General features: G+C 50.6%; 16 protein-coding genes and 2 tRNA genes. 7 read left to right on the forward strand and 11 right to left on the reverse strand.

Annotated features, from left to right (window positions below; translation table 11 throughout):
- Positions 1-117: 117 nt before the first annotated feature.
- The gene (locus ACTS3T_RS06935) at positions 118-1,095 is read right to left on the reverse strand and encodes a threonine ammonia-lyase (RefSeq protein WP_462934866.1); all 978 of its coding nucleotides are present in this window, start codon (positions 1,093-1,095) and stop codon (positions 118-120) included.
- Between the two features lie 219 nt (positions 1,096-1,314).
- Positions 1,315-2,955 carry a CTP synthase gene (locus tag ACTS3T_RS06940; RefSeq protein WP_377965801.1) on the reverse strand — a complete coding sequence of 547 codons (1,641 nt, stop codon included), beginning with the start codon at positions 2,953-2,955 and terminating at the stop codon, positions 1,315-1,317.
- A gap of 234 nt (positions 2,956-3,189) precedes the next feature.
- Here ACTS3T_RS06940 and ACTS3T_RS06945 point away from each other — a divergent pair, with 234 nt between their 5' ends.
- From ACTS3T_RS06945 to ACTS3T_RS06960, 4 genes are all read left to right on the forward strand, one after another.
- Positions 3,190-4,305, forward strand: coding sequence for a mechanosensitive ion channel family protein (locus tag ACTS3T_RS06945; protein ID WP_377965803.1), 1,116 nt, complete (start codon positions 3,190-3,192; stop codon positions 4,303-4,305).
- A gap of 32 nt (positions 4,306-4,337) precedes the next feature.
- A complete protein-coding gene (locus tag ACTS3T_RS06950; protein WP_377965805.1) occupies positions 4,338-6,188 on the forward strand; it encodes an N-acetylmuramoyl-L-alanine amidase in 1,851 nt (616 codons plus the stop codon).
- Between the two features lie 377 nt (positions 6,189-6,565).
- A complete protein-coding gene (rnc, locus tag ACTS3T_RS06955; protein ID WP_377965807.1) occupies positions 6,566-7,249 on the forward strand; it encodes a ribonuclease III in 684 nt (227 codons plus the stop codon).
- An 827-nt stretch (positions 7,250-8,076) separates the two neighbouring features.
- The gene (locus ACTS3T_RS06960) at positions 8,077-11,832 is read left to right on the forward strand and encodes a tetratricopeptide repeat protein (protein WP_377965809.1); all 3,756 of its coding nucleotides are present in this window, start codon (positions 8,077-8,079) and stop codon (positions 11,830-11,832) included.
- 92 nt (positions 11,833-11,924) lie between these two features.
- On the opposite strand, the gene ACTS3T_RS06965 is transcribed toward ACTS3T_RS06960, so the two are convergent.
- The 6 genes from ACTS3T_RS06965 to ACTS3T_RS06990 form a co-directional block, all read right to left on the reverse strand.
- Positions 11,925-11,998, reverse strand: a tRNA-Arg gene (locus ACTS3T_RS06965).
- Positions 11,999-12,065: 67 nt separating this feature from the next.
- Positions 12,066-13,145, reverse strand: coding sequence for a tocopherol cyclase family protein (locus tag ACTS3T_RS06970; RefSeq protein WP_377965811.1), 1,080 nt, complete (start codon positions 13,143-13,145; stop codon positions 12,066-12,068).
- A gap of 74 nt (positions 13,146-13,219) precedes the next feature.
- A complete protein-coding gene (locus tag ACTS3T_RS06975; protein WP_377965813.1) occupies positions 13,220-14,818 on the reverse strand; it encodes a hypothetical protein in 1,599 nt (532 codons plus the stop codon).
- Positions 14,819-14,892: 74 nt separating this feature from the next.
- Complete coding sequence (locus ACTS3T_RS06980) at positions 14,893-15,441, reverse strand: hypothetical protein (protein WP_377965815.1); 549 nt, start codon at positions 15,439-15,441, stop codon at positions 14,893-14,895.
- Positions 15,407-15,814 (reverse strand): hypothetical protein, encoded by a 408-nt coding sequence (locus tag ACTS3T_RS06985; RefSeq protein ID WP_377965817.1) that lies wholly within the window; start codon positions 15,812-15,814, stop codon positions 15,407-15,409. Before ACTS3T_RS06985 ends, ACTS3T_RS06980 begins: the two co-directional genes overlap by 35 nt.
- Before the next feature lie 66 nt (positions 15,815-15,880).
- Positions 15,881-16,894, reverse strand: a complete 1,014-nt coding sequence (locus tag ACTS3T_RS06990) for a hypothetical protein (RefSeq protein ID WP_377965818.1) — start codon at positions 16,892-16,894, stop codon at positions 15,881-15,883.
- Positions 16,895-17,263: 369 nt separating this feature from the next.
- Here ACTS3T_RS06990 and ACTS3T_RS06995 point away from each other — a divergent pair, with 369 nt between their 5' ends.
- Positions 17,264-18,109: an MlaE family lipid ABC transporter permease subunit gene (locus tag ACTS3T_RS06995; RefSeq protein WP_377965820.1), complete on the forward strand. Its 846-nt coding sequence runs from the start codon at positions 17,264-17,266 to the stop codon at positions 18,107-18,109.
- A 173-nt stretch (positions 18,110-18,282) separates the two neighbouring features.
- Here the strand turns inward: ACTS3T_RS06995 and ACTS3T_RS07000 are convergent, their stop codons facing one another.
- The 3 genes from ACTS3T_RS07000 to ACTS3T_RS07010 form a co-directional block, all read right to left on the reverse strand.
- Positions 18,283-18,927 (reverse strand): DUF3386 domain-containing protein, encoded by a 645-nt coding sequence (locus ACTS3T_RS07000; RefSeq protein ID WP_377965822.1) that lies wholly within the window; start codon positions 18,925-18,927, stop codon positions 18,283-18,285.
- Positions 18,928-19,214: 287 nt separating this feature from the next.
- Positions 19,215-19,421: a hypothetical protein gene (locus ACTS3T_RS07005; RefSeq protein ID WP_377965824.1), complete on the reverse strand. Its 207-nt coding sequence runs from the start codon at positions 19,419-19,421 to the stop codon at positions 19,215-19,217.
- Between the two features lie 10 nt (positions 19,422-19,431).
- The gene (locus tag ACTS3T_RS07010) at positions 19,432-20,523 is read right to left on the reverse strand and encodes a RuBisCO accumulation factor 1 (RefSeq protein WP_377965826.1); all 1,092 of its coding nucleotides are present in this window, start codon (positions 20,521-20,523) and stop codon (positions 19,432-19,434) included.
- Positions 20,524-20,671: 148 nt separating this feature from the next.
- Here ACTS3T_RS07010 and ACTS3T_RS07015 point away from each other — a divergent pair.
- Both ACTS3T_RS07015 and ACTS3T_RS07020 read left to right on the forward strand, forming a co-directional pair.
- A tRNA-Ala gene (locus ACTS3T_RS07015) sits at positions 20,672-20,744 on the forward strand.
- Positions 20,745-21,113: 369 nt separating this feature from the next.
- Positions 21,114-23,498: a response regulator gene (locus ACTS3T_RS07020; protein WP_377965828.1), complete on the forward strand. Its 2,385-nt coding sequence runs from the start codon at positions 21,114-21,116 to the stop codon at positions 23,496-23,498.
- Positions 23,499-23,526 lie beyond the last annotated feature (28 nt).

The raw sequence follows: 23,526 nt of genomic DNA on the forward strand, positions 1-23,526 counted from the left end.
GACTTTTGCGTCTTGCCATAAAACTCTTTGTTATACTGCCGCAACGCATCGTAATTATGGGGATCAGGCAAGGATAGGTAAATTTATCCTGAGGCTAGGAACAAAGGGCAAAAAGGGTTAGTTCATACCATCGGTGCCTGCTCCGCAAACTAAAGCACAGACTTTTTCACCTGGCGCAGGCTGATATTGGCCGCTCAAGAGAGCCGCTACCGAAGCCGAACCGCTCAGTTCAGCCGCTACCCCTAGCTCAAACCAGAGCCAGCGAGCGGCGTCACGCATGGCCTCATCGCTTACCAGCACAATCTCATCTACATGCTGTGAAACGAGGTCAAAGTTAATCTCTTCCGTTTTGCGCGGCGCTAAGGTGTTAGCTAGCGAGGTAATTTCTGCTAGCTCCGTCACCTGGCCACATTGAACACTGGTTAAAAGCGTCGGTGCCCCAGTCGGCTCAACCCCCACAATTTTTATTTTGGGCCGTATCGCTTTGGCCGCCGTACTCACGCCGCTAATTAGCCCGCCGCCGCCAATGGCCACAATCAGCGTGTCAACGTTTGGAATTTGCTCCAAAATTTCAAGGCTAATCGTGCCTTGTCCTGCAATCACAAAGGGATCCGCAAAGGGGTGAAAATAGGCGATCCCTTCTCGTTCAGCCAGCGCTAAAGCCGCGCGGTTAGCATCGTCCCAAACCGCGCCTTCAATCACGACCTGAGCGCCCCATTGCTGCAACCGTTCAGCTTTAATCGGCGGCGTATTTTCCCCCAGGTAAATTGTCGTCGGTACCCCGGCAATCCAGCCCGCATAGGCAACCGCTAAGCCGTGATTGCCCCCCGAAGCCGTGACAATTCCGCGCTGGATTTGATCGTCTGGCAGCGATCGCAGCTTATTTAATGCCCCCCTGGCCTTAAAGGCTCCGGTCACCTGCAAACACTCTAGCTTGAGAAACAAGTGGTCTACGGCTGGAATCGGCTGTTTAATCGCGATCGCCTCGACAACGGGGGTTTGGCGAATATAAGGAGCAATTCGCGATCGGGCCGCTTTGATGGCCTCTAAAGTCACTAACTGACTGGTTAGGGGAGGGCTGACAGTATGGAGCACAGTAATTTGAGTGGCGAGTTGGGTGAGTTGAGAGAAGGGGGATGGAAGGGTGAGAAAGGGAGAAAGGGGAAAAAAGCCCTAAAGCTAGCGGGTTGACAGAATAGGATCCTACAAGAATACACACGTTATTGACAAAGCTGCCCTGCCCTGTCATCACTCCGTTACCTTTCTGCTCTCTCCTATCTTCCCATTCCCCTGATCACTTTCCCTAACCCTCTCTTAGCCCTCCACCGACAGCGAAGGTTCGCGGTGCATCATAGCCGATCGCAGTGCCAAAATTGACTTAACAAAGCCGACAAAAAGCGGATGCGGCGAACTGGGTCGAGACTGAAATTCTGGGTGGAACTGGCTGGCGACAAAAAAGGGATGATCCCGTAGCTCAATGATTTCGACCAAGCGGCCATCGGGGGACGAACCGCTGACAACATAGCCCGTTTCTAAAAACAGATTGCGGTAGGCATTGTTGAATTCATAGCGGTGCCGATGCCGCTCATAAACCACTTCTTCCTGATAAAGGCGGCTGGCGATCGTCTCAGGCTGCAACCGACAGGGATATAAACCCAATCGCATGGTACCGCCCAAATCCACCACATCTTGCTGTTCGGGGAGTAGGCTAATCACGGGGTTGGGGGTGTTGGGATTAATTTCTGAGCTACTGGCCTGCTCTAAATGCGCCACATTGCGCGCCCATTCTACTACCGCACACTGCATCCCCAAACATAGTCCCAAAAAAGGAATCTGACGCTCTCGTACATAGCGAATCGTTTGCACTTTGCCATCGACGCCACGGGTTCCAAACCCCCCCGGCACGACTACGCCGTCTATGCCTTTGAGATAAGCTTCGGGGCCATTGATTTCAATATCTTCTGAGCTAATCCAGCGCACATTTAGGTCAGCATCAGCCGCGATCGCCGCGTGACGCAGCGCTTCAATCACCGATAGATAAGCATCATTAAGGCTGACATACTTACCGACGATGGCAACTTCAATCTTCTGGCTAGAGCGATACAAGCCATCAACTAAAGCTTGCCAGTGAGCCAAATCAGGCTGCCGCTGCTCTAAATCTAAAATCTCTAGGGCTTGGTGGGCTAGCCCTTCTTTTTCCATAATCAGCGGCACTTCATAGATGCTGTTGGCATCACGAGCCGGAATCACACATTCAACGGGGACATCACAAAATTCTGAGATCTTCTCTTTAATATGGGCAGCAATTGGCCGCTCACTACGACAAACCAAAATATCTGGCTGAATGCCAATCGATCGCAGTTCTTTGACCGAGTGCTGCGTCGGCTTAGTTTTGACTTCGCCAGCCGACGGAATCCAAGGCACCAGCGTAACGTGCATATACAGCACATCGCGACGACCCACATCTTTACGAAACTGCCGAATAGCCTCTAAAAAGGGCAGCGATTCAATATCGCCAACAGTACCGCCAATTTCGGTGAGTACGACATCAGGACTGGTGTTGCGGGCTACGCGATGAATGCGCTCTTTAATTTCGTTGGTGATGTGGGGAATCACCTGTACCGTTCCCCCTTGATAATCCCCCCGGCGCTCTTTGTTGATCACAGCCTGATAAATTGATCCGGTTGTGACGCTATTAAGCCGCGACATGGCTGTATCGGTAAACCGCTCGTAGTGGCCCAAATCGAGGTCGGTTTCAGCTCCATCTTCGGTGACAAAGACTTCTCCATGCTGAAACGGACTCATCGTACCCGGATCCACGTTGATATACGGATCTAGTTTCAAAATTGAGACTGAATAGTTTCGAGACTTGAGTAAACGACCCAAACTGGCGGCGATAATACCCTTGCCAATACTCGAAACGACTCCACCCGTGACAAACACAAACTTAGTCATAAATCGCCCGACTTCACCCAGACCAAAGCAGCATTAACCCGTTAATTGTGCCACAGTCGTTCAGGAGTGTGGATAGATCCCCCCTAGCGCTCTAATCTCTATCGATAGCAAGATGGGGTGAGGCTGTAACGGATTGTTAACATTGCCGGGACTTGGTCTGTCTAAAATCTTAACTAAATCCCAGGTCACAATCAGATATGGCAACTTCGGTTGTTCGCAGTTGAGGAGGTGTTAATGTTGGGTGATTTTCTCCAAACGGAGCTAATCAGTAATCAAGTTTCTGACTATCTATTGGCGATCGCCATTTTGCTGAGCGGCTTTTTAGCCATCAATTTGGTCAAAGCTCTGCTTCTCAATCGCCTGAAGCGATGGTCTCGCTATACCACCACCGATCTAGACGATCGCCTGATTAGTTTGATCGAGCGTCCGGTCATGCGGTTGGGCTATGTGGGGACGTTTTATATCAGCATCCACAATTTGACGTTGCATCCCATTTTGGATCAGGCGATTGAAGTGGTCTGTGTGATTGTGGCGACGATACTGGGCATTCAGCTTTTGGGTTCGCTGGTAGAGTATGGGGTTCGGATTTACTGGATTACCCGAAATCGCGATCAGGCGATAGAGCAAACGCTAAACGCGCTGGTTCCTGCCATTAAAGTTGTTGTTTGGGCGGTGGGACTTGTCTTTTTGCTGGATAATCTTGGTTTTGATATTTCAGCGGTTGTTGCTGGCTTGGGAATTGGTGGGGTAGCGATCGCCCTGGCTTCTCAAGGGATCTTGCAAGATCTCTTTAGCTATTTTTCGATTTTGTTTGATCGCCCTTTTGAGCTAGGTGATTTTATTATCGTTGGTGACTTGGTCGGTACCGTTGAGCAAATTGGCATTAAAACAACCCGCCTGCGGAGCTTAGGGGGAGAGCAGCTCATTATTGCCAATACCGACCTGACCGGGTCACGAATTCAAAACTTTAAGCGCATGGCTCGTCGCCGCCTTGTCTTTAAATTAGGCGTCACCTACGAAACTGGACTCGATCGCCTCAAAGAAATTCCTAACCTCATTCAAGACATCATTCACCAGACGGTAAACGTCACCTTCGATCGCGCTCACTTTAGCAATTACGGCGATTTTAGTCTGGACTTTGAAGTGGTGTACTTCGTCGAAAGCAGCGACTACGCCGTATATATGGACGCGCAGCAGCAAATTTATCTGGCAATTAAAGCCGCTTTTGCCGAGCGCGGCATTGAGTTTGCTTACCCCACCCAGCTTTTATACTTAAACAATCTCAAATCTGAGGCAGCAGAGGGTACCTATCAGAATGGTCATGCCCAAGTGCAGGCAGCAGAGTCGTAAACTCTAGAGAGCGTTATTGTGAGTATCAGCCAATGGGAACTGCTGCGCCAATCTGGTGGGGGACGGGACTAGCTGCCACTAGCCTATTGATGATGAATGCCCCTGGTTTCGCTCAGCAGTCGCTCTTTGTTGCGTACCCACCCGCCAACCATGAGACGGTGGCCGATCGCATTTTTATCATTGGCACCGCTGATCCTGACGCTGAAGTGCGGATTAATGGTCAGGTGGTTGACAATCGCAGCCCTGCCGGACACTTCGCCCCCACTTGGCCGCTAGCGTTAGGAGAAAATACGCTGACGTTAACCCAAGGAGACGAACGCTTAACGCTCAGCATCACCCGTTTGCCCAATGCGCCGCAGCCACCGTCAGGGGTAGCCTTTGTACCTGACTCCCTCACCCCGGCTGTTGATATAGCCCGTTTACCCAGCGAACTCATTTGCTTCGGCGCGATCGCCCCTGAGAGGGCTGCGGTTTCGGTGGTTCTCGCTGGCCAAACCCTGCCGTTAGAAGCCCAGCCCAGTCTGATAGAACTGCCGCCCAATTCGGCGGTTCTTACCGATCAAAACAATCCCTATGCCGTCAACAGCGCTGTGCAGTACGAAGGTTGCATCACGGGTGCCGCGATCGCGCCTATGAACGAAACCGCCACCGAAGGCGAGATAACCGCCACCGCCAGCCCCGCCTTCGGAGCGACTGAGCGCGTTTTAGGCGTACCTGAATTTCAGCTCCAGCTCAACGGCCAGACACTGACTCAAATCGGTAGCGGCCAAATCAGCCTGCTACAACCCGGACACTTTCAGGTAGCTACGGTCACGGCTGAGGCTGGCGTAGCCCGGACTGGCCCCAGCACTGATTACTCGCGGCTAACGCCGCTACCCCAGGGAACTCGCGCCGCTATCACCGGGCGAGAAGGCGACTGGTTGCGCTTAGACTACGGTGGCTGGATTCGGGCCAGCGAAACCGAAATTAGAGAAAGTACCTTGCCGCCGCGATCGCTTATTCGTAGCGTGCGATCGCGTTTGGTAGCGGGGGCTACCGAGGTGTTGTTTCCGTTGCAAGTTCCGGTACCTGTCAGCGTTGAGCAAAGCGCCGATCGCTTAACGCTGACTTTATACAACACCGTACCCCAAACCGACACTATCTTTTTTAACGACGACCCGATCGTGGAACGGCTAGACTGGCGACCCGTTTTGCCCGATCAGGTTGAATATAGCTTTCAGTTCAAAACAGACCAGCAGTGGGGCTACAGCCTGCGCTACGAAGGCACAACGCTGATTTTGTCACTGCGCCATCCACCCACCAGGGCGAATAGCCGTACGCCTCTGCAAGGAGCGACTATTTTGCTCGATCCGGGACATGGCAGCGCTGAAGACTTGGGCGCTAGAGGGCCAACAGGCTATCCCGAAAAAGATGTGACGCTAACTGTGGCTAAGCTGCTGCGCGATCGCCTTGAAGCCCAAGGTGCCACGGTGGTGATGACCCGCGAAGGCGATGACGACCTTTATCCCGGCGATCGCGTCGCCATAATTGAACAGATTGTGCCAACGCTAGCGCTGAGCCTGCATTACAACGCTTTGCCCGACAACGGGGATGCGCTCAACACCGCTGGCATTGGCACCTTTTGGTATCACGCTCAAGCCCACGACCTCGCTGTCTTTTTGCATAACTACCTTACGACAACGCTCAACCGCCCTTCCTACGGCGTCTTTTGGAACAATCTGGCGCTGACGCGTCCCAGTATTGCACCTTCCGTCTTGCTAGAGCTTGGTTTTATGATTAATCCGGCTGAGTTTGAGTGGATTACCGATCCAGCCGCTCAGCAGCAACTCGCAGACGCTTTGGCGACAGGAATTGAGCAATGGATACAAACCCAGGCACCTTGATCAACCCACAGATTGCGCGCCTTTACCCTTCAGCATCGGGATATCTTTTTTGTCGGGTTAGGAAAAATCGACAAATTTACGTCGCTTTAGCCGACGAAAATCGAGGGTTGTCCCCAGCTTAATAGAAGAGAAATATAACTGTAGCCACAAGCATTGAGACACTTCAATGGCTGAAAGCCACTGACAGCAAAGCTTACCTGCTAGCCGCTGCCCTCAACCTTCTGACTTTAGCTCTGCCTGAAACAGCCGTTTCGAGCCAGGTTTCTTGCCTGTGGTCTAGAGAAAAGAGGGGGCAAAAGTCATTAACTACACAGATCGACGGCTGCCTGCGGTAAGGTGAGGTTGACCGCTTTGATTTTGCCGCCGCTTCAACAACGATGACCGGACAACTACCGCGATTTCAATCGCCTGCCCTACTCCAACAAGCCCTGACGCACAAATCCTACAGCAACGAATTTCCAAAATTCGCCCACAACGAGCGGCTAGAGTTTTTGGGAGACGCTATTTTGACCTTCCTCTGTGGAGACTTTCTCTACAAGCGTTACCCTGCCAAATCAGAAGGAGAACTGACGCCGTTGCGAGCAGCCTTGGTCGATGCTAAGCAACTGGCAGAATTTGCGCGATCGCTCAATTTAGGCCCGCAGATTCGCATGAGTCGAGGCGTGGAAGGCAGCGGTGGCCGGACAAACCTACGCTTGCTTAGCAGCGCCTTTGAAGCGTTGATTGGCGCTTATTTTTTAGACAACGACTCTGATATAGAAGCGGTTCGAGCCTACATCACGCCTTTATTTGAATCCGTGGTTGAGCAGTTGGCGGCGTCTGCCCACCAAGTCAACTACAAAAGCCGTTTTCAAGAGTGGGCTTTGGCGAATTTTGGTGAAATCCCTGAGTACACTATCATCGGCCAATCTGGCCCTGACCATGCCCGTCAGTTCACCGCAGCCGTTGCCGTACAAGGCAGAGTTTATGGCAAAGGCCAAGGTCGTCGGAAGCAAGATGCTGAAAAAGAAGCGGCCAAAGTAGCGCTGCTGAAAGTCATTTCTAGCCAAAGATCCTATTAGTGTTGTCACGAATAGCGATCGCCGCTCATCAGCAAGACTTAATCTACGTCTGAGTTGTTTTTGTACATAGAATTCAACTCAATAAGCCTTCAGTTTTTCAAACATCTAAGCTTTGTGTCACAAGTTTGCCAAGTCGCTTCTGGCAAAAATCTAAACCTATAATTAAGTAGTAGAAATACTCAGTACTTCTATCAGTCGTCGTTACACAGACTGATAAAATTCATCTGAAATTCTCCCTCAGTTCTCCGCAGCCAATCGAATCAGCAATACCGGAGGTTTCAACCATCCGTTTAGAAAGAGCGAGCTACTGATCTCAACTTGCTAGATCAGGGCTGCTCAAAGCTTGGCTTTGATTAAATTTAACCTGACACAAAAAGCTAAATTTTCAAGCATATAGCTAAAGGCAACAGACAGCATGAAGGGTTTTCTGCCAGCAGCTTTCAGCCGTTTAAATATCTCCGATACTGATAGCTGCAGCTATACAAGCTTGGATAAGCAAGGAGAAAACTATGGATAACTCTGTCAATTCCGCTCAAACGCAGCAGCCGGCTCATGACGTTTATATTGAACGAGAGCAAAAAGAAGTTATAGCATTTGTTGAAGCCTTTAAACTCGCGCTTCAACCCACACCCGATAAAGCTCAAAAATCTCCTTTTATATTTCTACTCCACGGCCTCAGCGGTGTAGGCAAGCACGTTTTCTTGCAACACCTACAAAAAAAAGTTGAATCACTTTATCGAATCAGAAAAACGAATAGTCTAGAATCGCCTCTGTTTATCTCATTTTCCTTTGATCAACTCGGAACGCCACAGTCCCCTTTAGAATTTATGCAGAAAGTGGTCAAACAGTTAGAAGATGCCCATTTAACAGACAGAGATTCTTTTTTGCCGCTCAGACATCGGCGATCGCCCAGCCGAACGAATCCTTTTCGAGATAAAACTTTTAAGGAAGTTTACGATCTTTATCAAGAAAAAATATGGACGCTCAAAACCAAAGGGCGCGATGGCGAGAAAAGCGTTTCCAAAGAGCAAATAGAAAGCGTTGTGCGCTTAACAGAGCTAGGTAGTAAAGCGATCGCGCCGACTATTATTTCCGCCCTCGGTATGCCAGAGCTAATTCCCGTTGCCTCTAGCATTGCGACTAAGATGGGGCAAACAATGCCTCAAATTGCTAGCGATCTGCTCACGCTCAAAGATGGTCTTTTGAACAAGCATGCAGACATTGAAGATGAGAAAACACGTAATCTCTTGTTGATGCCGTTGGTTTACATGACGCCTCTGTTTATCCATTTTCTCATTGTCGCTTCTAAGCACCGCAACATTGTGCTTGTGCTTAAAAAGTACGAAAAGACCAGTTCTATGGGTGAAACAAGTTCAGCACTAAATGACTGGCTTTGTCAGCACCTATTGTCCTCTGATAGTGATCTGCTTAAAAAAGCGCATGGCGTTCGTATTGTTATCTCTAGCCAAAATCAGCTAACTCAGCAAGAATGCTGGGCTAACTTATGCCACTATCGAGACGATGCTTTTACTGAGCTACGGCTTGAACCTTTTTCTCCCAAAGAAGCTAGAGAATACTTTGAAGCATACTTTAAAGACAAAAAGCGAATTAAAGAGCCTCTAACCTCGCTTGAAAGAGAAAAATATTTGGAATCTTCTAAAGGCCATCCTAAATATCTTCAGCTTATTTGCAACCAGCGCAATCATTCTTGTGATTTAGACGATTCTGTTATCAGTCAGAAAGTTTCTAACATCTTTTTAGAAGGCTTTTCTGAAAACCAAAAACAGATGATACAAGTTCTTGCTTGCTGTCGCTGGTTTGATCGCCAACTGATTGAAGGAGCCATTCAAGCGGTTCTCGCCATCTTAGATGCTAAGCTCACTCTCTACCCAGATGAAGACCCCAGCAACGAACAACACTGTAAGACCTTTGAGTGGCTGATGAAGCAGCATTTTGTCGAGTTTGAGAAAGATCGGTATCATTTGCATAGTTTAGTTAGGCAGGTATTGAGAAGACGGCTTTTTCAAGAAAATCGAGAGCTTTTCTACCAGGTACACGACTGCTTAGCAAAATATTTTAAGGAGCGAGCCGATAACTTACAGCGGCAAAAACCCCAGTTCACTAAATATAGTGACTTAGAATGGTGCGAATATACAGGAGAGTATCTCTACCACGCTTGTTTTTCACAACAAGAAGATTACCAAAAAGCTTTTATTTATCACTTATTCGCATCTATTTATTTGCGCCAAGCCGCAGTCATCAATATTGCTTTCAAAGAGATTGAAAATGAGTTCAGCCTCGAAAACCATCCGCTTTTACAAAGCCCAACCCGAAATTTCCTTAAAAAGCTTGCTTTTGTGGTCAAGTACAATTGGGTGGCTTTTGAGCTAACGCATGAAACTGATTTTGGTAAGTATAGCGCCGATATTGAAGATGCTGTTCAATTGATTAAAAATCAAATTCATGACTTACCGGATGGAATTGGTACCGTTGCAGCTTTAGAGTATATTGTCAAAAACTTTCCACTCAATGCTAGCAAGGTCGAACGCAGTAAATGGGAAACCCGACTCAGAGAAGCAATTGAGCACACTGCCGATAAGATTGATCCCGAATTTAGTAGTCACCTTTTTATGCAAAGCGTTTGCTGGCAAGCAGTTCAAGCTGACGACGCTCTGCGGTGGTGTGAACAAGCGCTTGACTACAAATCTGACAACGCCAATGCTTGGTTCAAAAAGGGAAAGATTTTGCAAATTCAAGGTAATGAATATTGCAGTCAGCAAAACAACGAATATCGCAATCAGCAAAGCAGAGAAAAAGCTCAATCATGCTACGAAGAAGCTTTGAGAAGTTACGAAAAGGCTCTGAAGATTCAATCTTACGACCATCGATACTGGCAATCCAAAGGAGAAGTTTTAGAATGTCTAGGTGAGTTACTCAAGTCTCAGCTACTCTTTTACGATACCTGTGACATTCATGACGAAAATTGTAAGAAAGCGTCTCATGGCATCCAGCTTCAGCAAGCAGCTTACTATCAACTCGCTTTTGACAGTTACGACAAAGCTCGTCAATTTAGACCTAATGATGGCGACTTAAACAAAAAATGTGCAGATATTAAAAAAGCTCGCGATCAGGCTTTGAAAGACTTTGCTCTGTCTAATCAAGCCAATGATGAAGCTGATAAAATTCAGGCTGCTTCTAATTTTAGCCACATTGAGCGGTTGAGCTATGGAGAGCTAATTGACAAAGGAGATCATATTCGATGCGAAGAATTATTAGAAGATCGTTCGGTCGAGGAAAATAATCAAACGCTACAGTTAGCTTTCGATTGTTATACGTTAGCGATTCGGAAGCAGCCAGAGTATCCTTGGGGCTGGTACAGCCGAGGTTTAGCCTATGCTCAACGGGCGGAGTATCAACCCGCTTACGAGCAAAAGCGTGATCACTATCGCAAAGCTATTCAAGATTATGATAAAGCTTTGGCTCTAAAGGCGGATTTGACCTGGGCTTTATACAACAAAGGGTTGGCTCTCTTTAAGGTTGCTCAGCAACAACAAGCAGGCAATTCGAGTTTGGCTGACTATGACCAGGCATTAGCAAATTTTGATCAGGCGATACAGTTCGATCCTGAGTATGAAGATGCTTGGTATAGAAGAGGTTTGGCGCTGACAGAGTTACAGCGCTATGAAGAAGCGATCGCCAGTTATGATAAAGCGATTGAATGTGCTGAATCTCGCAACGACGATCAAATTCAAAAAGTTAACCAAGCGGGTAACTCAAGCAATTCTCCAAACGGTTCTATCACTGAAACCGCCGAACCGCCAAACCTACGCAAAGGACTTCGTCAAGCTTGGTATTGGTATGATCGAGGCAACGCCTATGCCCGTCTCAATGCTTTTGAAGAAGCCATTGCTAGTTATCAAAGGGCTATTAGCGCCAATCACAAATATTACGAAGCTCACAATCAGCTAGGGGTGATCTTACGCGACAAAGTTCAAGAATATAAGAAAGCCGCCGATATTTTTGGAGAAGTTATTGAGATCGCAGCGAAAAAAGTGAACCCGGCGGGCTATAACGCTAGTCGCTGGCAAGAAAAACAAGCTAATGCCTATTGCGATCGCGCTCGAGCTTATCGAGAATTTTCTCGCGATGGACTCACCGCTCAAGCCGAGGAAACTGAGCTAGCCGCCATTAAAGATTATCAAAAGGCGTTGCAGCTTCAGCCCAATCATCCAGAAGCCTGTCAGGAACTCTTTGCCATTCTCTCCACAAGTTCGAGAACGTTAGAACAATACAAATCAGCGATCGCTACTTTTGAATTAGTTTTAGACAGCTTTGACGAAAAAGCCGTTCAAACAGCACCGGACTATCACTACAATACGCTGCTAGCCCTGTTTCATTGCTGCCTAAAAGCTGATGAAACTGAGTGCCTCGTCAAAGCGAATAAAGCATATGCCAAAGCTAAAAAGTTATACCCTGACTTGAAAAGTGAAGACGATCTTTTCTTTGAAAAAGAAAGTGACTTCAAAGCCGTTCGAGACACCCTACAGCAACGCTTAGGCATTGAGCAATTACAAGAGCTTTAGCCTAAAAACGCCTCAAGTAAGCGGCGTCAAGACGCCACCGGGTAGGCAGGTGAATTTAGCAAATTTCTATACCTAAAAGGTAGCGCTCAAGACGGGACTGATGCGATTCGAACGCATGACCTACCGCTTAGGAGGCGGTTGCTCTATCCTGCTGAGCTACAGCCCCAGACAGTACGACTATACAACATTCGTTTAGCTGAGTTGGTAAAGATACGTAATTGGGGCGATCGCCCTTAACGCGAAATCCACGTCTCTAACCACGGCCCACCGCCAACCTCTAAACCACAAAGAGAACTGGTTGCTTGTAAAAAAGGCACGCGATCGCCCTTTTTGCGCAACTTCAACGTTAGCTGGCCTCGCATGGTATCTCGGCAGCAAAAGGCCAAGCCTTCATGGGTCGGTGCCCGCAGGGGCGTACCTGGTAGATCCGTCGTGCCGATTAGCTCAACTTGATACTCGGCTGTTTCCGCCTGCATGTACCAGTGACCCCACGGTTCAATTTGCCAAGATACCTGACCATTCCAGGGCACAAATTCGTAGAACTGCCCCTGATAATGAATGCCAACCATTGCCACCGCTTCCATCCAGCCTAAAACTTGTCGCCGCCCGCCCCCGGCTGTCAGAGCCAGATCGGGCTGTTGATCAAAGGCATTGCAGTTAAACCAAAACCACTTTTCTGGAAAAGCCCCTCCCCAATTTTTTTCGCCGTAAGCAGGTGCTTGGCTAAACGCGTAGCGCTGTCCCTGCCACTCAATCCAGCCAGAGGCCCAGCCGTGAGCCATCAGAATTTGCCAGCCCGGTTCAAAAATTTGCAACTGAGACAGCCACCCTGCGGTAGACTGCTGCGGCTGCGTTGGTGCGCCCCAGCCGTAGACAGGCTCAATCTGATATTGCCAACGCGCCGCCAAACCTGTGCCCGGATCTTGCAACTTTCCCTGATGCCAGGTCGCCGTGGCCTGATAGCCTTCTTGCACCGTTTGATCAAACGCAGCCGGATCTAAAAATTTAGCAGGCCGCTGGGCTGTAGCATAGCGCCAGTGCCCTAACCCCAGAGCCTGCGGCCAACCCCAAAACTGATCAACATTGGCAAAGGTACGGCAGAGGTATTCATCATTTGGCCCCAGAATTTGCGCCCCGCCGCCGCTGTGCGGTTGTCCCCCTATGGGGTCTTCAATGGAATACATAAACGCAAAGGTTTGGCCAACGTCGGGCAGCGTCACCCGGTAGTACCAGCCTTCAAAGAAGCGACGACGGCTACCATCCCAGTGATAACCGCTGTGGGGAGTCTGCAACAAAGCGATCGAAGTTTGCAAAGTTAAGCCAGAGTTTCGCCATCTCTACCATAGCGGCTGGCTCAGAGCGTGGGGCAGCTTCACAAAGTTGGGTTTCACTCTTTTACCGCCGGATCGCTGAGCAAATCGGCGACGGTTTCGTTTGTTTCGGGTGGCTGCGATCGCGGCGATTGCGCTGCTTCACGGAAGAAATCGGCAAAGTTTTCAGTCTCGGCGATCGCTTTGGGAGGTTTTGCCTTAGTTTCTACTGCCGCTGGGTCAGGCGGATAGATAAGAGCCTGAGGCACTGCCCCTCGATCAGAGTGATCAATCGTTGCAGGCAAAGGTGCCCTCGGCGGCTCCAGTACAGCAGAAACTTGCGGCAAACGCGGCGCTGGCAGTGAGGGAACCGTTGGTTCTGCTAGCCCCGGTGCGGTAAAAGTTGCAGTCGGCTCTGACGCCGCGCTGGCTGCGGCTGGGGATTGAGCGGCTGGATTTGTCGTTGGCGGGGTTGGCGAACTATCGGCTAGGACGGGAGTCGCGCTATCAGGCGATCGCTCAAGTGGCGTATTGAGATCTAGCGAGAAGATAAAATCAGCCGCTTTTGACTCTAAAGAGCTAGCACCAATTTGAGCTTTGGCGGGGGTTGGCGTTGGCGCGATCGCCACAGGTTGGGCGGGGGAGGCTTGTTCATAGGCAGCAACCGCCCGGTCAATCGCTCGCATGCGCCGCTCTTGATCGCGGCTAATGCTATGGATGTTATTCCCCAATCCGGGAGCATTCCAGCGCTGCGTATCAGGATCTAGAAACGAACGGGTTCGCGCCCATAAAATAGCTTCTGAGCCTGACATACCCAGCTTACGCGCTTCAGCCAGCCAGTCCATATATCCACCCCGACTTAAAGCAGCTCGAGGCGATTGATTAGCCAGATCTAAAGCGTTGAGCTTTTCGGCTAGCGTTAGCTCAATGCCATAATCACTCGCTTTTTGTTGAATAATTTCTGACTGTGATTGCAGCCGCTGGAGCTGCTTGTCGTCAGCTTCTTCGGGAGACTGAGCACCGTGCTGGTAAGAAAAAGTTCCTAAGTTCCACACGCCATTACCAGGATCAACGTGACCATAAAAAGCAGGTGTTCGCAAGCCTTCCGGCGTGCGGGTACCTTCAGCACTCCCCACCGCTCGCGCCACCAAAGAATCCGTGCCGCCTCGAAAAATTTGCTCGGCTAGGTTGGGTAATGCGGTTGGTTGCGCTGGTGGGGTAACGGCTGTCGCCACCGCTATCACGGGACTTGCAGTTAGCTCAAAATCGAGGGCGACAACTGCCATGGCCTCAGGGGGCGACGGTTCAACCGTAGTCTGCCGTTCAGCCTCAGGCAGTTCTGGCTTAGCAGCCGATGGCGGTGGTGGCAACAAAGCCGTAACCTGCTCATCAGGGGCGATCGCCATCAGATCAGCGGTACGATAAACGGTTTTGGGCAAAGACTGCGACGAACGAGAACGAGGCGGATTGGCCGCCGCGGGCGGTATCGGCAAAACAGCAGCGGCTGGGGGCGCAGCGGACGGTTCGGCGGCTACAGCCGCTTCAGTAGGGGGCTGCACAGCCGCTTCTGGCAGATCAAACGTGAGGGCGATCGCTTCTTGAGCGGTCGCCGTTTGAGTCGAGCCAAGCGTCATCACCAGCGCACTGGCTGCTAGCAAAGGGGGAGATTTGATCACAGCATTCTCCTAAAACACAAAAACTGTTCCGACCCTCCGTCACAAAACCCCACTTCAACGCCAAACTGTTGACGCTAAAGTACGGGTTGCAAAGTTCGCTCTAACACCGAACTCGAAGGTTCTACAATGGCCCATGTCCCATCTGGCTGACGGCGCAGCGTCGCAAAGTGTAAATAGCGACCCGACCCAATCGCCTCTCCCTGGCTGATGCTGCCTAACTTAGGCCGCTTTAAACCACAAAGGCGAAAGAGATAGGCCGGAACTTCCGCACTAGAAAAGACAACGCAGTATTTTTTATCAGTCGGCTCCACCTCTCCGGTAAAAGGGGCATACACCTTAGCTCCCTTTAGCTCGATAGAAATATCCCCCAAACTGGCACTAATCAAATAACCAGCAATGCGATCGCCTAGCTGCAGCTCCCAGGTTTGCTGCACAGGCACCGATCGCGGCGCGACTGCGGGCTTCAACTGGCACCCCGTCAAGCTTATGACCATCCCCAGGCTCCCCCCCAACAAACAGGCTTTCAACCCCAGCCCTAAATTGACTGTTCGCGCTGATCTCCGCCACCGCGATCGCAGCCTCAAAACGCTATTGAAAATCGAAGCGATAGCCAGCATACTCATCGTTCTCGTAAAGAATCACTAGCTGAGTTTTGGGGTCAAACTCTAGCGGATAGGCTTCTCGCTCTGCCACAACGCCTGAGCGGACTTTAAGTTCTGGCAACTGGCAGTAGGGTTCAGCCACAACCTCTCTCACCCGCGCTTTAGTATCGCGCTCTGGAATTGTCAGCAACTGGGCTAAGGTTTCACGCGACAATTTGGCTTGAGCCTGTACAATCGTCTCGCAACGCTGGGTTGAAGCCGCTTTAGACGGATCGAGAAAAGAGCGAACCCCTTGAAAGTCAAAAAGCAAGCCCACAACGGCAAACATTAAGCCGCCTGCTAAGAAAGGCTTGAGAAAAACAGGCTGAGAAGGATGAGTATTGAAATTTTGCATGGCTGTATTCTCCAGGGATGATCGTGGCGCACAGGAGTCCGTTGGTTTGAACCCAAAGATAGCGGCTTAGAGCCGTCCACCCACTATCAGGCCCGCAATGGCAATCAGTAGGCGGTAGCCCATCGCATAATCGGGCCGAGGCAGCAACACGGCTCGGTAGATGGCCCCAGCACTCAGCCCCAGCAGCAGTAGCATCACTGGCAAACGCAACAAGGGATGCGCTATCAGCAAAAAATTAATGCCCACCCGCAGCATCGCCCCGCCGCTGAACCAAATTACCGCATCTAAAAACGTCAGTGGCGCAGATTGTAATTGCCGCTGTCGCGTTCGTTGCCCTGGTGAGCCGAGCTTTCGCCGCCACAGACGGTAGACCTGCTGTATCCAAAGGCTCAGCGTCTGCATAGCCTTAATGGGTTCTGCCCAAATGGCCTCTAGAGCGAGGTCAAAGCCGTCACTGGGTTCGCCTAAACCAGGCGACTGATAGCCGTGGCGCTGTCTGAGGTTTTCGGCCAGTTCGTAGGCATAGCGTTCTTCTTGTTGCAGATCGAGGTGGCGATAGGTCAGCGTTAGATTGCCCTGGGCGTTTTGATGCACCGCTGGCACCAAAGCCGCGTCAAACGCACAAAGGGGCAACGGCAAAGGGACAGCTTGGCCGCTACGCGTCAGGTGGTGCTTAAGATCGAGGTTGTAGCGATCGCTCATAGACTTTAGCTGAAGAATCGCCTCTTCTTGAGCTAGCGACAACTGATTGATCTGCTGGGCCTGTTGCTGTAGCTGTTGCTGATACTGCGCTACTGGCAGCTCAACTTCAGCGGGGGGCGGCTCACTCACCCCCCGATCGGGCGGCGGCGAGGCTAGCGGCTGGCTCGATCGCTGCCGCAGCGTTTCGACCGTTGTCCGAATCTGATCGGGGCTTGAGCGAGGCAAGGTAGGCGATCGCCGGGGTGTCTCTCGCGACCCCGGTGGGTCGTCTGAGTGCCCATCCCAGGGAAGCGCAGTAGCCTCTAACGAAAGCGGTTCCTGCTGGAGAGACTGCAGCTTTTCTCGAATCGCTCGAAGTTCCATATCAGTGTTGTTCATGGGCGGCTGAACGCGGAGAATGGTTTTCCATTCAGGTTAGTACAAGTGTACTATACCCTTGCCCATTTTACGAACTCTCTATGTAAATTTCTGCAATCTCTCGCTAGACAGAATCGTAATTGTGGAGGGATGAAAACCAAAAGCTAGCGAGAGGGGCGATCGCACGTTGAAGTCTGGCTAGCAAAATTCTCTACAATTGCCCTGTTCTTCAGCATTTTGAGTTAACGCCCTGACCCGGCCTGAACCCCAAAGCCCTTAGCCTATCCCACAGCCGCGACCCAGATCCATTTCCTAACATGAGAACTAAAGTCGGGCATTCTGAGCCAATGGGCATGTACCGTCATAGTTATTCAAAACTAAGGAAGCGATATGGTGAAATCTGCACAAGAGTGGTCTAATGACTGGGCACGTTCTGCTGCCGTCAAGCCCCCATCACCATACGTTGAGAATACCTTTACTCGGCCTAAATCCTGGGTCTACCATTTGACCTTGGGGTTGTTTTTAGGCGGTCAGGTGTTGATGCGGGTCATTCAAGGACGCATTAACCGCCATCATGTCATGGATTATATGGTAGCGGCTGGCCCCAATTCGCTATCGCCCGTTTTAATGACCAATCTGTTTGCGGGCATGATTTTCACCATTCAAACCGCCCGCGAACTGATTCGCTATGGCGCTAGCCATGCTTTGGGGGGGGCATTTGCCGTTGCCTTTTGCCGTGAACTGGCACCGATTTTGACAGCAGCCATTCTAGCGGGGCAGGTGGGTTCAGCCTTTGCGGCTGAAATTGGCTGTATGAAAGTTACCGATCAAATCGATGCGCTTAAGATGTTGCGAACCGACCCCATCGACTATCTGGTCGTGCCTAGGGTCTTAGCCTGCTGCGTTATGTTGCCTGTTTTGACCATACTTTCCTTAGTGGTTGGCATTGCGGGTGGCGTTTTTGTAGCCCACCAGTTTTATAGCATTGCACCTGCGGTCTTTTTAGAATCGGTGCGATCGCTCTTAGAGCTACAAGATTTGGTCATGGTGCTGTTCAAGTCTACGCTTTTTGGCGCGATGATTGCCCTCTTTGCCTGTAGTTGGGGGTTAACCACTACCTGTAGTAAATCAGTTGGGCAATCAGCGACAGCGGCAGTTGTCACGACCTGGGTGTCTTTGTTTGTTGCTGACTTTTTCTTGTCGCTCCTTTTGTTTAACGGTGTCCAAATTCATTGACACCGTCAACAAAAAACCGGATCTTTTACCAAAATCCGGTTTCGCAAGCATTCAGGTTTACCTTAAGAAATTGAGACAGGTCAGCGGCTGAAAGCTATTGACAGATGAATTTCTTCTGCCCTCAGCCCTCAGCCTTTACCTATAACGGCATTGCCGTGAGCTAGTTAAAGCTTCTATTTTTTGAGCTGAATGTTAGTAAAGCGATAGTCTTGCGCCACTGAACCCGTCTCCGTTTCAGTCACAACCTGACGTCGAGACAAGATGAAATAGTCACCTACTTTTTCATACTCGTCTTCAAACACGCTTTTTCCTCCCTTTTGCTCACCAGACTGCGGATCGTGGTAAACAGAGTCGTAGCGGTGGGACAAATAGCCTGCACCCGTCTGGTGGCTGCTAAAGGTATGAATCGTCACCACAACCCCATGAATATGGCGATGCACCATTGACACTTCGTTGTCGCGCAACTGATAGCGATCGCCTTCAGCTTTTCCCCCCATCAAAATTTCGACAGCCCCCTCGCTATCCGTTTCGCCATAGACAAATGTATTCTGGCCGTGAGTATCCTCAAAGCTACGCCGCACCCGGTGAATAGCAGTTTCCCAAAGCTGCTGATGAATGGCTTTTTGAGCCGCCTCATCGTCTATACCTGTCACCTCCGCTTTCAAGTCGGCGCTGACAGTGGCTTGACCCGTAAAGGTTTCGTCACCCACTTTGTAGGTCACCTCTGCTGTATAACCCGGAAAATTGGCATCCCAGGTATAGCGATTTTCGTAAGCCGAGCGAAACAGTTCGCGGGCTGAAGTTTGCGTTCCTACCATGCGGAGTACTCCTAGGGTGTGAGTGATTTGCTGTTTTCATAGTAACGAGTCACGGGGAGGGGAGATAAGACCATGAAGAAGTCGGTAGATAAACTAGAAAGATCAGCAGCCTGCAGTAGAGGGTTCGTCAATTAAGAGCACTGCTGGTTTTGGGTTCAGCTCACCCAAGCCCCTTGCTCCAGCCAGCCAGACCGAGCACCCCTTAGAACATCGCCGTTCAAATCAGTACCCTTGCTCCCCCACTTTCCCCACCTTCCCCATCTCTCACATCTCCTCCCCCTTCCCCATCACCCCTTCCCCTCAATCTCCTCAGACTTACCCCTCACTGGCGGCAACTTTTCCACTAGCCCCATTTCAAAGGCCACATCTGGTAATTCACCCGCAATATACTGGCCGGGTTCAAACACTCGTCCTGGTGTGAGACAAACTTGTCGCAGTTCGACTAGCTCCGACGGTTCAAAAATACTGCGAGATAAGCGGCGTTCTAACGGCATGGTGACCTCTCTATTCGTCGATTTGCCAGAGTTCGCGGGTGTAGTCTTCATCTAAAATGCGCTTAGGCCGAATCACAAGAATGACCCGTCCCAGCAGACGATCAGAGGGCTGAGCGTCAAACCACTGTAAATCCAGGCGATCGCCCGCCTCAACGCCAAAGTAACTATCGGCTCGCCAATCGCGTTGCGCCCGATCGATCACAAGCAGCACCGTTTCCGTCGCGTTTGGGTCTAATCCCGGCAACTGTCGCGCTTGAGCCAAAATTCCAACCGGATCTTCAGCCTGCAAAATAACCTGCCAACCCGGTACGGGCACCCAAGCCCCTGGCCCCTCGGCAAATTTAACCAAGCCAAAGGGTTCTTCCGCCAAGGTTACGGGTACCGCCTTGAAAGCCTCGGTGGGTAAAGGCCATTCACCCGCTACCGGAATCAGACGCGGCAGTTCGGTTTCAGTTTCGAGGCGATAAATGGGCAGCTTGGGCGCGGGTTTAGCTTTAACCACGGTAAAGTCGAGTAGTAGCTTTTCGATTTGCTCACGGGCGCTACCGCTGTGGGCAAATCGCAACCCCTGGGCAATTAAGCGCGATCGCTTGGGTAAATCGGCTTGCTGCCGAGCTAAGCGCCAGTAGTGATAAGCCACCGCATCTCCGGCATGTTTGGTAAAACCTGTCGGCGGTTGCTCAGAGTAAGAATATTCTCGCAGGGCTTTAGCAATCTCGCGCACCTGTTCGATCTCTAGGCTGTGCTGCACGATTAAATCAGCGGCTTGAGCGCGATCGCTTTGCGACAAAATTCGCAGTTCATAGAGCAAATCGCTGCCACGTTGCTGAAAATGCGATCGCGCCTGCTCAGAAACCCCGGCGGCCAGCATTGAAGCATAGACTTGAGCCGCCACAATGATTTGATTTTGCTGGATTGGCTCGAAACCCGTTTCTTCAAAAATTTTCTGCGGACTCAGTCCCGCTTTTTGGAGAGTTTGGCAGGCTTGGCCCCAAGCCACCCAAGTACCCTGCTTACGACGCAACTGTTGCAGGAGAGCAGCCTGATCGCTGGCGGCAGTCGTCGCGTGCCCATCAGAATGGTTAGAAGGAGTCGAGGTCATAGCAGATCGGCACAACGGCCTCAGTGGTCAATTTCCCTGACTCTAGCGCGATTTGTGAGCGATCGCGCCTCAGGTCAAAATAAAGTTAATCGAAAGCTTGACGTTGACGCGATAGACAAGCGATGATGAATAACGCAATTTACAGCATGGGGCTATAGCTCAGCTGGTAGAGCACCTCAATGGCATTGAGGGGGTCAGCGGTTCGAGTCCGCTTAGCTCCATTTTTAAGCTGCTGTGTTAGCACCTCCTTTAAGCAGGTGTCTTTCATACTGGCAAGTGGCCAAAGGGCTACCCCATCAGGCACCCACACCCCAGCAAGTTCAGCCTTGGGCTAAATCCAGGCATGGCCTATCTACTTAGGCTGAAGATCCGGCGGTTCTCAGCACCACGCACCTAGCTACAAGGCGTCGAAGAGTAAACTGATTGAGCCCCCCCCCGTTTCATGCTTTGTCAAGGCAGACTGATCTGAGCCACGCTGACTTACCCAGACAAATGGACAATTCCATGATTTCAACGAGAATTTGTAAATTGCTGTAAGGTAACTTTGCCTATGGTTGACAACATCTTTAGATCGATTTTTTAGATAAATTGTGAAAATTCTGTTGGTGGAGAATGACGGCTTAACCGCTAGTCTGCTTGCAGAAGCCTTGACGGCTCAACAATATGAAGTCAGCATCATGACAACGGCTGAGCAAGTCAATGTAGAGTCAGTCATCGCTTTTGACTATGATTTAATTCTCCTCACACTGCTGATCTCTAACTTCAACGGCATTGATTTTTGTCGGCAACTGCGGGGTCGAGACTATCACAAGCCAATCCTTTTGATCACATCCGGTAATTCAAGTGCCGAAGTCAGTGCCGGACTTGAAGCCGGAGCAGATGATTATATTGCTCAGCCTTACAATCTGGCGGAGCTAATGGCTCGGATTCGAGCGTTGCTGCGCCGCAGCCGATTAACGGCACCAACGCCCACTTTACGGGTTTTGAGCCACGGTAGCCTCTTGCTCAATCTGGAAACTGCCACTCTCAGGTACCAGCACGCAGTTGTCGCGCTAACGCCGCCAGAAGTTGACTTAATCGCCCTGCTGCTAGAGTCTCCTCAGCAAGCCTTTAGTCGAGCGCAGCTTGTCGAACGCCTCAGTACACCTGAACATCGGCTGAGCCGCCGCGCCATCGCTGAGCTGATTCGCCGACTGCGCCACAAGTTTAGGCAGTCTGGGATAGAAGCAGGGCCAATTGAGACGGTTTATGGATCGGGCTATCGCCTACATTCGTCGATCGCCCAGTCACCTCCTATCTGGCCTATTCCGCCCAATCGACTAGCGCCTTCTTTGGGGCTTAATCGCGTTCTAGAGCGCTTTCGAGGTTCTTTTCAAGAACAGGTTGTCAATTTAGAGCGGGTCTATCATCAGCTCTTAGAACAGGGTCTGCAAGCTGAACTCAGACGCACGGGCGAACAAGAAGCGCATAAACTGGCGGGGGGATTGGGGATTTTTGGCTATCTGACTGCATCCGATATTGCCCGCGAAATTGAATGGATTTTGAGTGACCCTAATCGCTCTAACAAATCTTTGATTCAAGATTTGGCCGCCCAGTTAGCCGCCCTCAAACAAGCTCTCACCTATCCCCCTGCGATCGCGGTACCAGAAGCACTCGTCCCCAGCCAGATTCCTTCTGTTTTAGTTGTGGATGACGATGTGGCGCTGACAGAAACGCTGAAGCAAGATGCGATCGCTTGGGGGGTTGACTTAGAAGTTGCCCACGACCTCGGCAGTGCCCGTCAGCAAATTATGCAGTCAGCGCCGGATGTGATTTTGCTTGACCTCATTTTTCCGGATACAGACGAAGACGGCTTAGAACTGTTGCAAGAGTTGCGAGAGCAGTTTTCTGATATTCCAGTGCTGACGATGACCATTCGCGATCGCCTAGCCGACCGGGTTACCACGGCTCGTCTGGGTAGCCGAGGGTTTTTATCTAAACCCATTCCTTCGGCTCAGGTCTTTGAAGAGGTGATGAAAACCCTGTTTCAACGACAAGCAACCAGCAACAAAGTCATCATTGTCGATTCTGACCCGGCCATGCTGAGCAACATTAGCATTTTTCTCAGCAGCCATAATTTTCAGGTTATTGCACTGGGAAATCCCAACGACTTTTGGCATGTGCTAACCGCGACGGCTCCCGATTTGCTGTTGCTCAATGCCCAAATGCCCACCTTTAGCGGGCTTGATCTCTGTCAGGTGGTGCGTCAAGATCCGCATTGGGGCGACCTGCCGATTGTGGTGATGACGCCGGATGCCAATCAGCGAACGATTGAAATGGCCTTTATGGCTGGAGCCGACGATTTTATCAGCAAGCCGATTGAGCCTTCTGACCTGCTACGACGGACGGTGGGACGGGTAGAGCGATCGCGTTTACAAAAGCAAATCAAGCGGCGCAAGCAGCAAGAACACCAAGCCCTCTATCATCTAGCCACTATTGATACGTTGACCCAGGTTGCCAACCGTCGCCGCCTCAACGAATATCTCAAACACGAATGGCAACGGCTACGGCGTGAACAAGCCCCCCTCTCCCTCATCCTCTGCGATATTGACTATTTCAAAAACTACAACGACCACTACGGCCACCCTGCAGGCGATGTCTGTCTACAGCAAATTGCTCAAACTATTCGCACATTGGTCAACCGTCCAGCCGATTTGGTTGCTCGTTATGGCGGCGAAGAGTTTTGCCTAGTACTGCCCAAAACGCCGCTGGCGGGGGCTGTTCACATTGTCAACCAAATTCAGCAAGCGATCGCCCTGCTGAGAATTGCCCACAATCCTTCCCCCATTAGCGACTTTGTCACGTTGAGCTTTGGCATTACCACCTTAGTGCCTGCAACTGAAAACTCAGTAGAGCAACTGATTGCTGCGGCTGACCAGGCTTTGTATGAGGCCAAAGCACAAGGGCGTAACACCTACTGCACCGTTTTACTATGAGACTTAGCGGTGCAGCACTGCCCTGTTT

Origin of the sequence: Almyronema sp. (genome assembly GCF_052168255.1) — a bacterium.
Taxonomy (GTDB): domain Bacteria; phylum Cyanobacteriota; class Cyanobacteriia; order Phormidesmidales; family Phormidesmidaceae; genus Sphaerothrix; species Sphaerothrix epifaneia.

Coding starts and splice junctions, on each gene's coding strand:
- ACTS3T_RS06940 (WP_377965801.1), bottom strand. CDS start 2,955: ATGACTAAGTTTGTGTTTGTCACGGGTGGAGTCGTTTCGAGTATTGGC.
- ACTS3T_RS06945 (WP_377965803.1), top strand. CDS start 3,190: ATGTTGGGTGATTTTCTCCAAACGGAGCTAATCAGTAATCAAGTTTCT.
- ACTS3T_RS06950 (WP_377965805.1), top strand. CDS start 4,338: ATGGGAACTGCTGCGCCAATCTGGTGGGGGACGGGACTAGCTGCCACT.
- rnc (WP_377965807.1), top strand. CDS start 6,566: ATGACCGGACAACTACCGCGATTTCAATCGCCTGCCCTACTCCAACAA.
- ACTS3T_RS06960 (WP_377965809.1), top strand. CDS start 8,077: ATGCAGAAAGTGGTCAAACAGTTAGAAGATGCCCATTTAACAGACAGA.
- ACTS3T_RS06980 (WP_377965815.1), bottom strand. CDS start 15,441: ATGAGTATGCTGGCTATCGCTTCGATTTTCAATAGCGTTTTGAGGCTG.
- ACTS3T_RS06985 (WP_377965817.1), bottom strand. CDS start 15,814: ATGCAAAATTTCAATACTCATCCTTCTCAGCCTGTTTTTCTCAAGCCT.
- ACTS3T_RS06990 (WP_377965818.1), bottom strand. CDS start 16,894: ATGAACAACACTGATATGGAACTTCGAGCGATTCGAGAAAAGCTGCAG.
- ACTS3T_RS06995 (WP_377965820.1), top strand. CDS start 17,264: ATGGTGAAATCTGCACAAGAGTGGTCTAATGACTGGGCACGTTCTGCT.
- ACTS3T_RS07000 (WP_377965822.1), bottom strand. CDS start 18,927: ATGGTAGGAACGCAAACTTCAGCCCGCGAACTGTTTCGCTCGGCTTAC.
- ACTS3T_RS07005 (WP_377965824.1), bottom strand. CDS start 19,421: ATGCCGTTAGAACGCCGCTTATCTCGCAGTATTTTTGAACCGTCGGAG.
- ACTS3T_RS07010 (WP_377965826.1), bottom strand. CDS start 20,523: ATGACCTCGACTCCTTCTAACCATTCTGATGGGCACGCGACGACTGCC.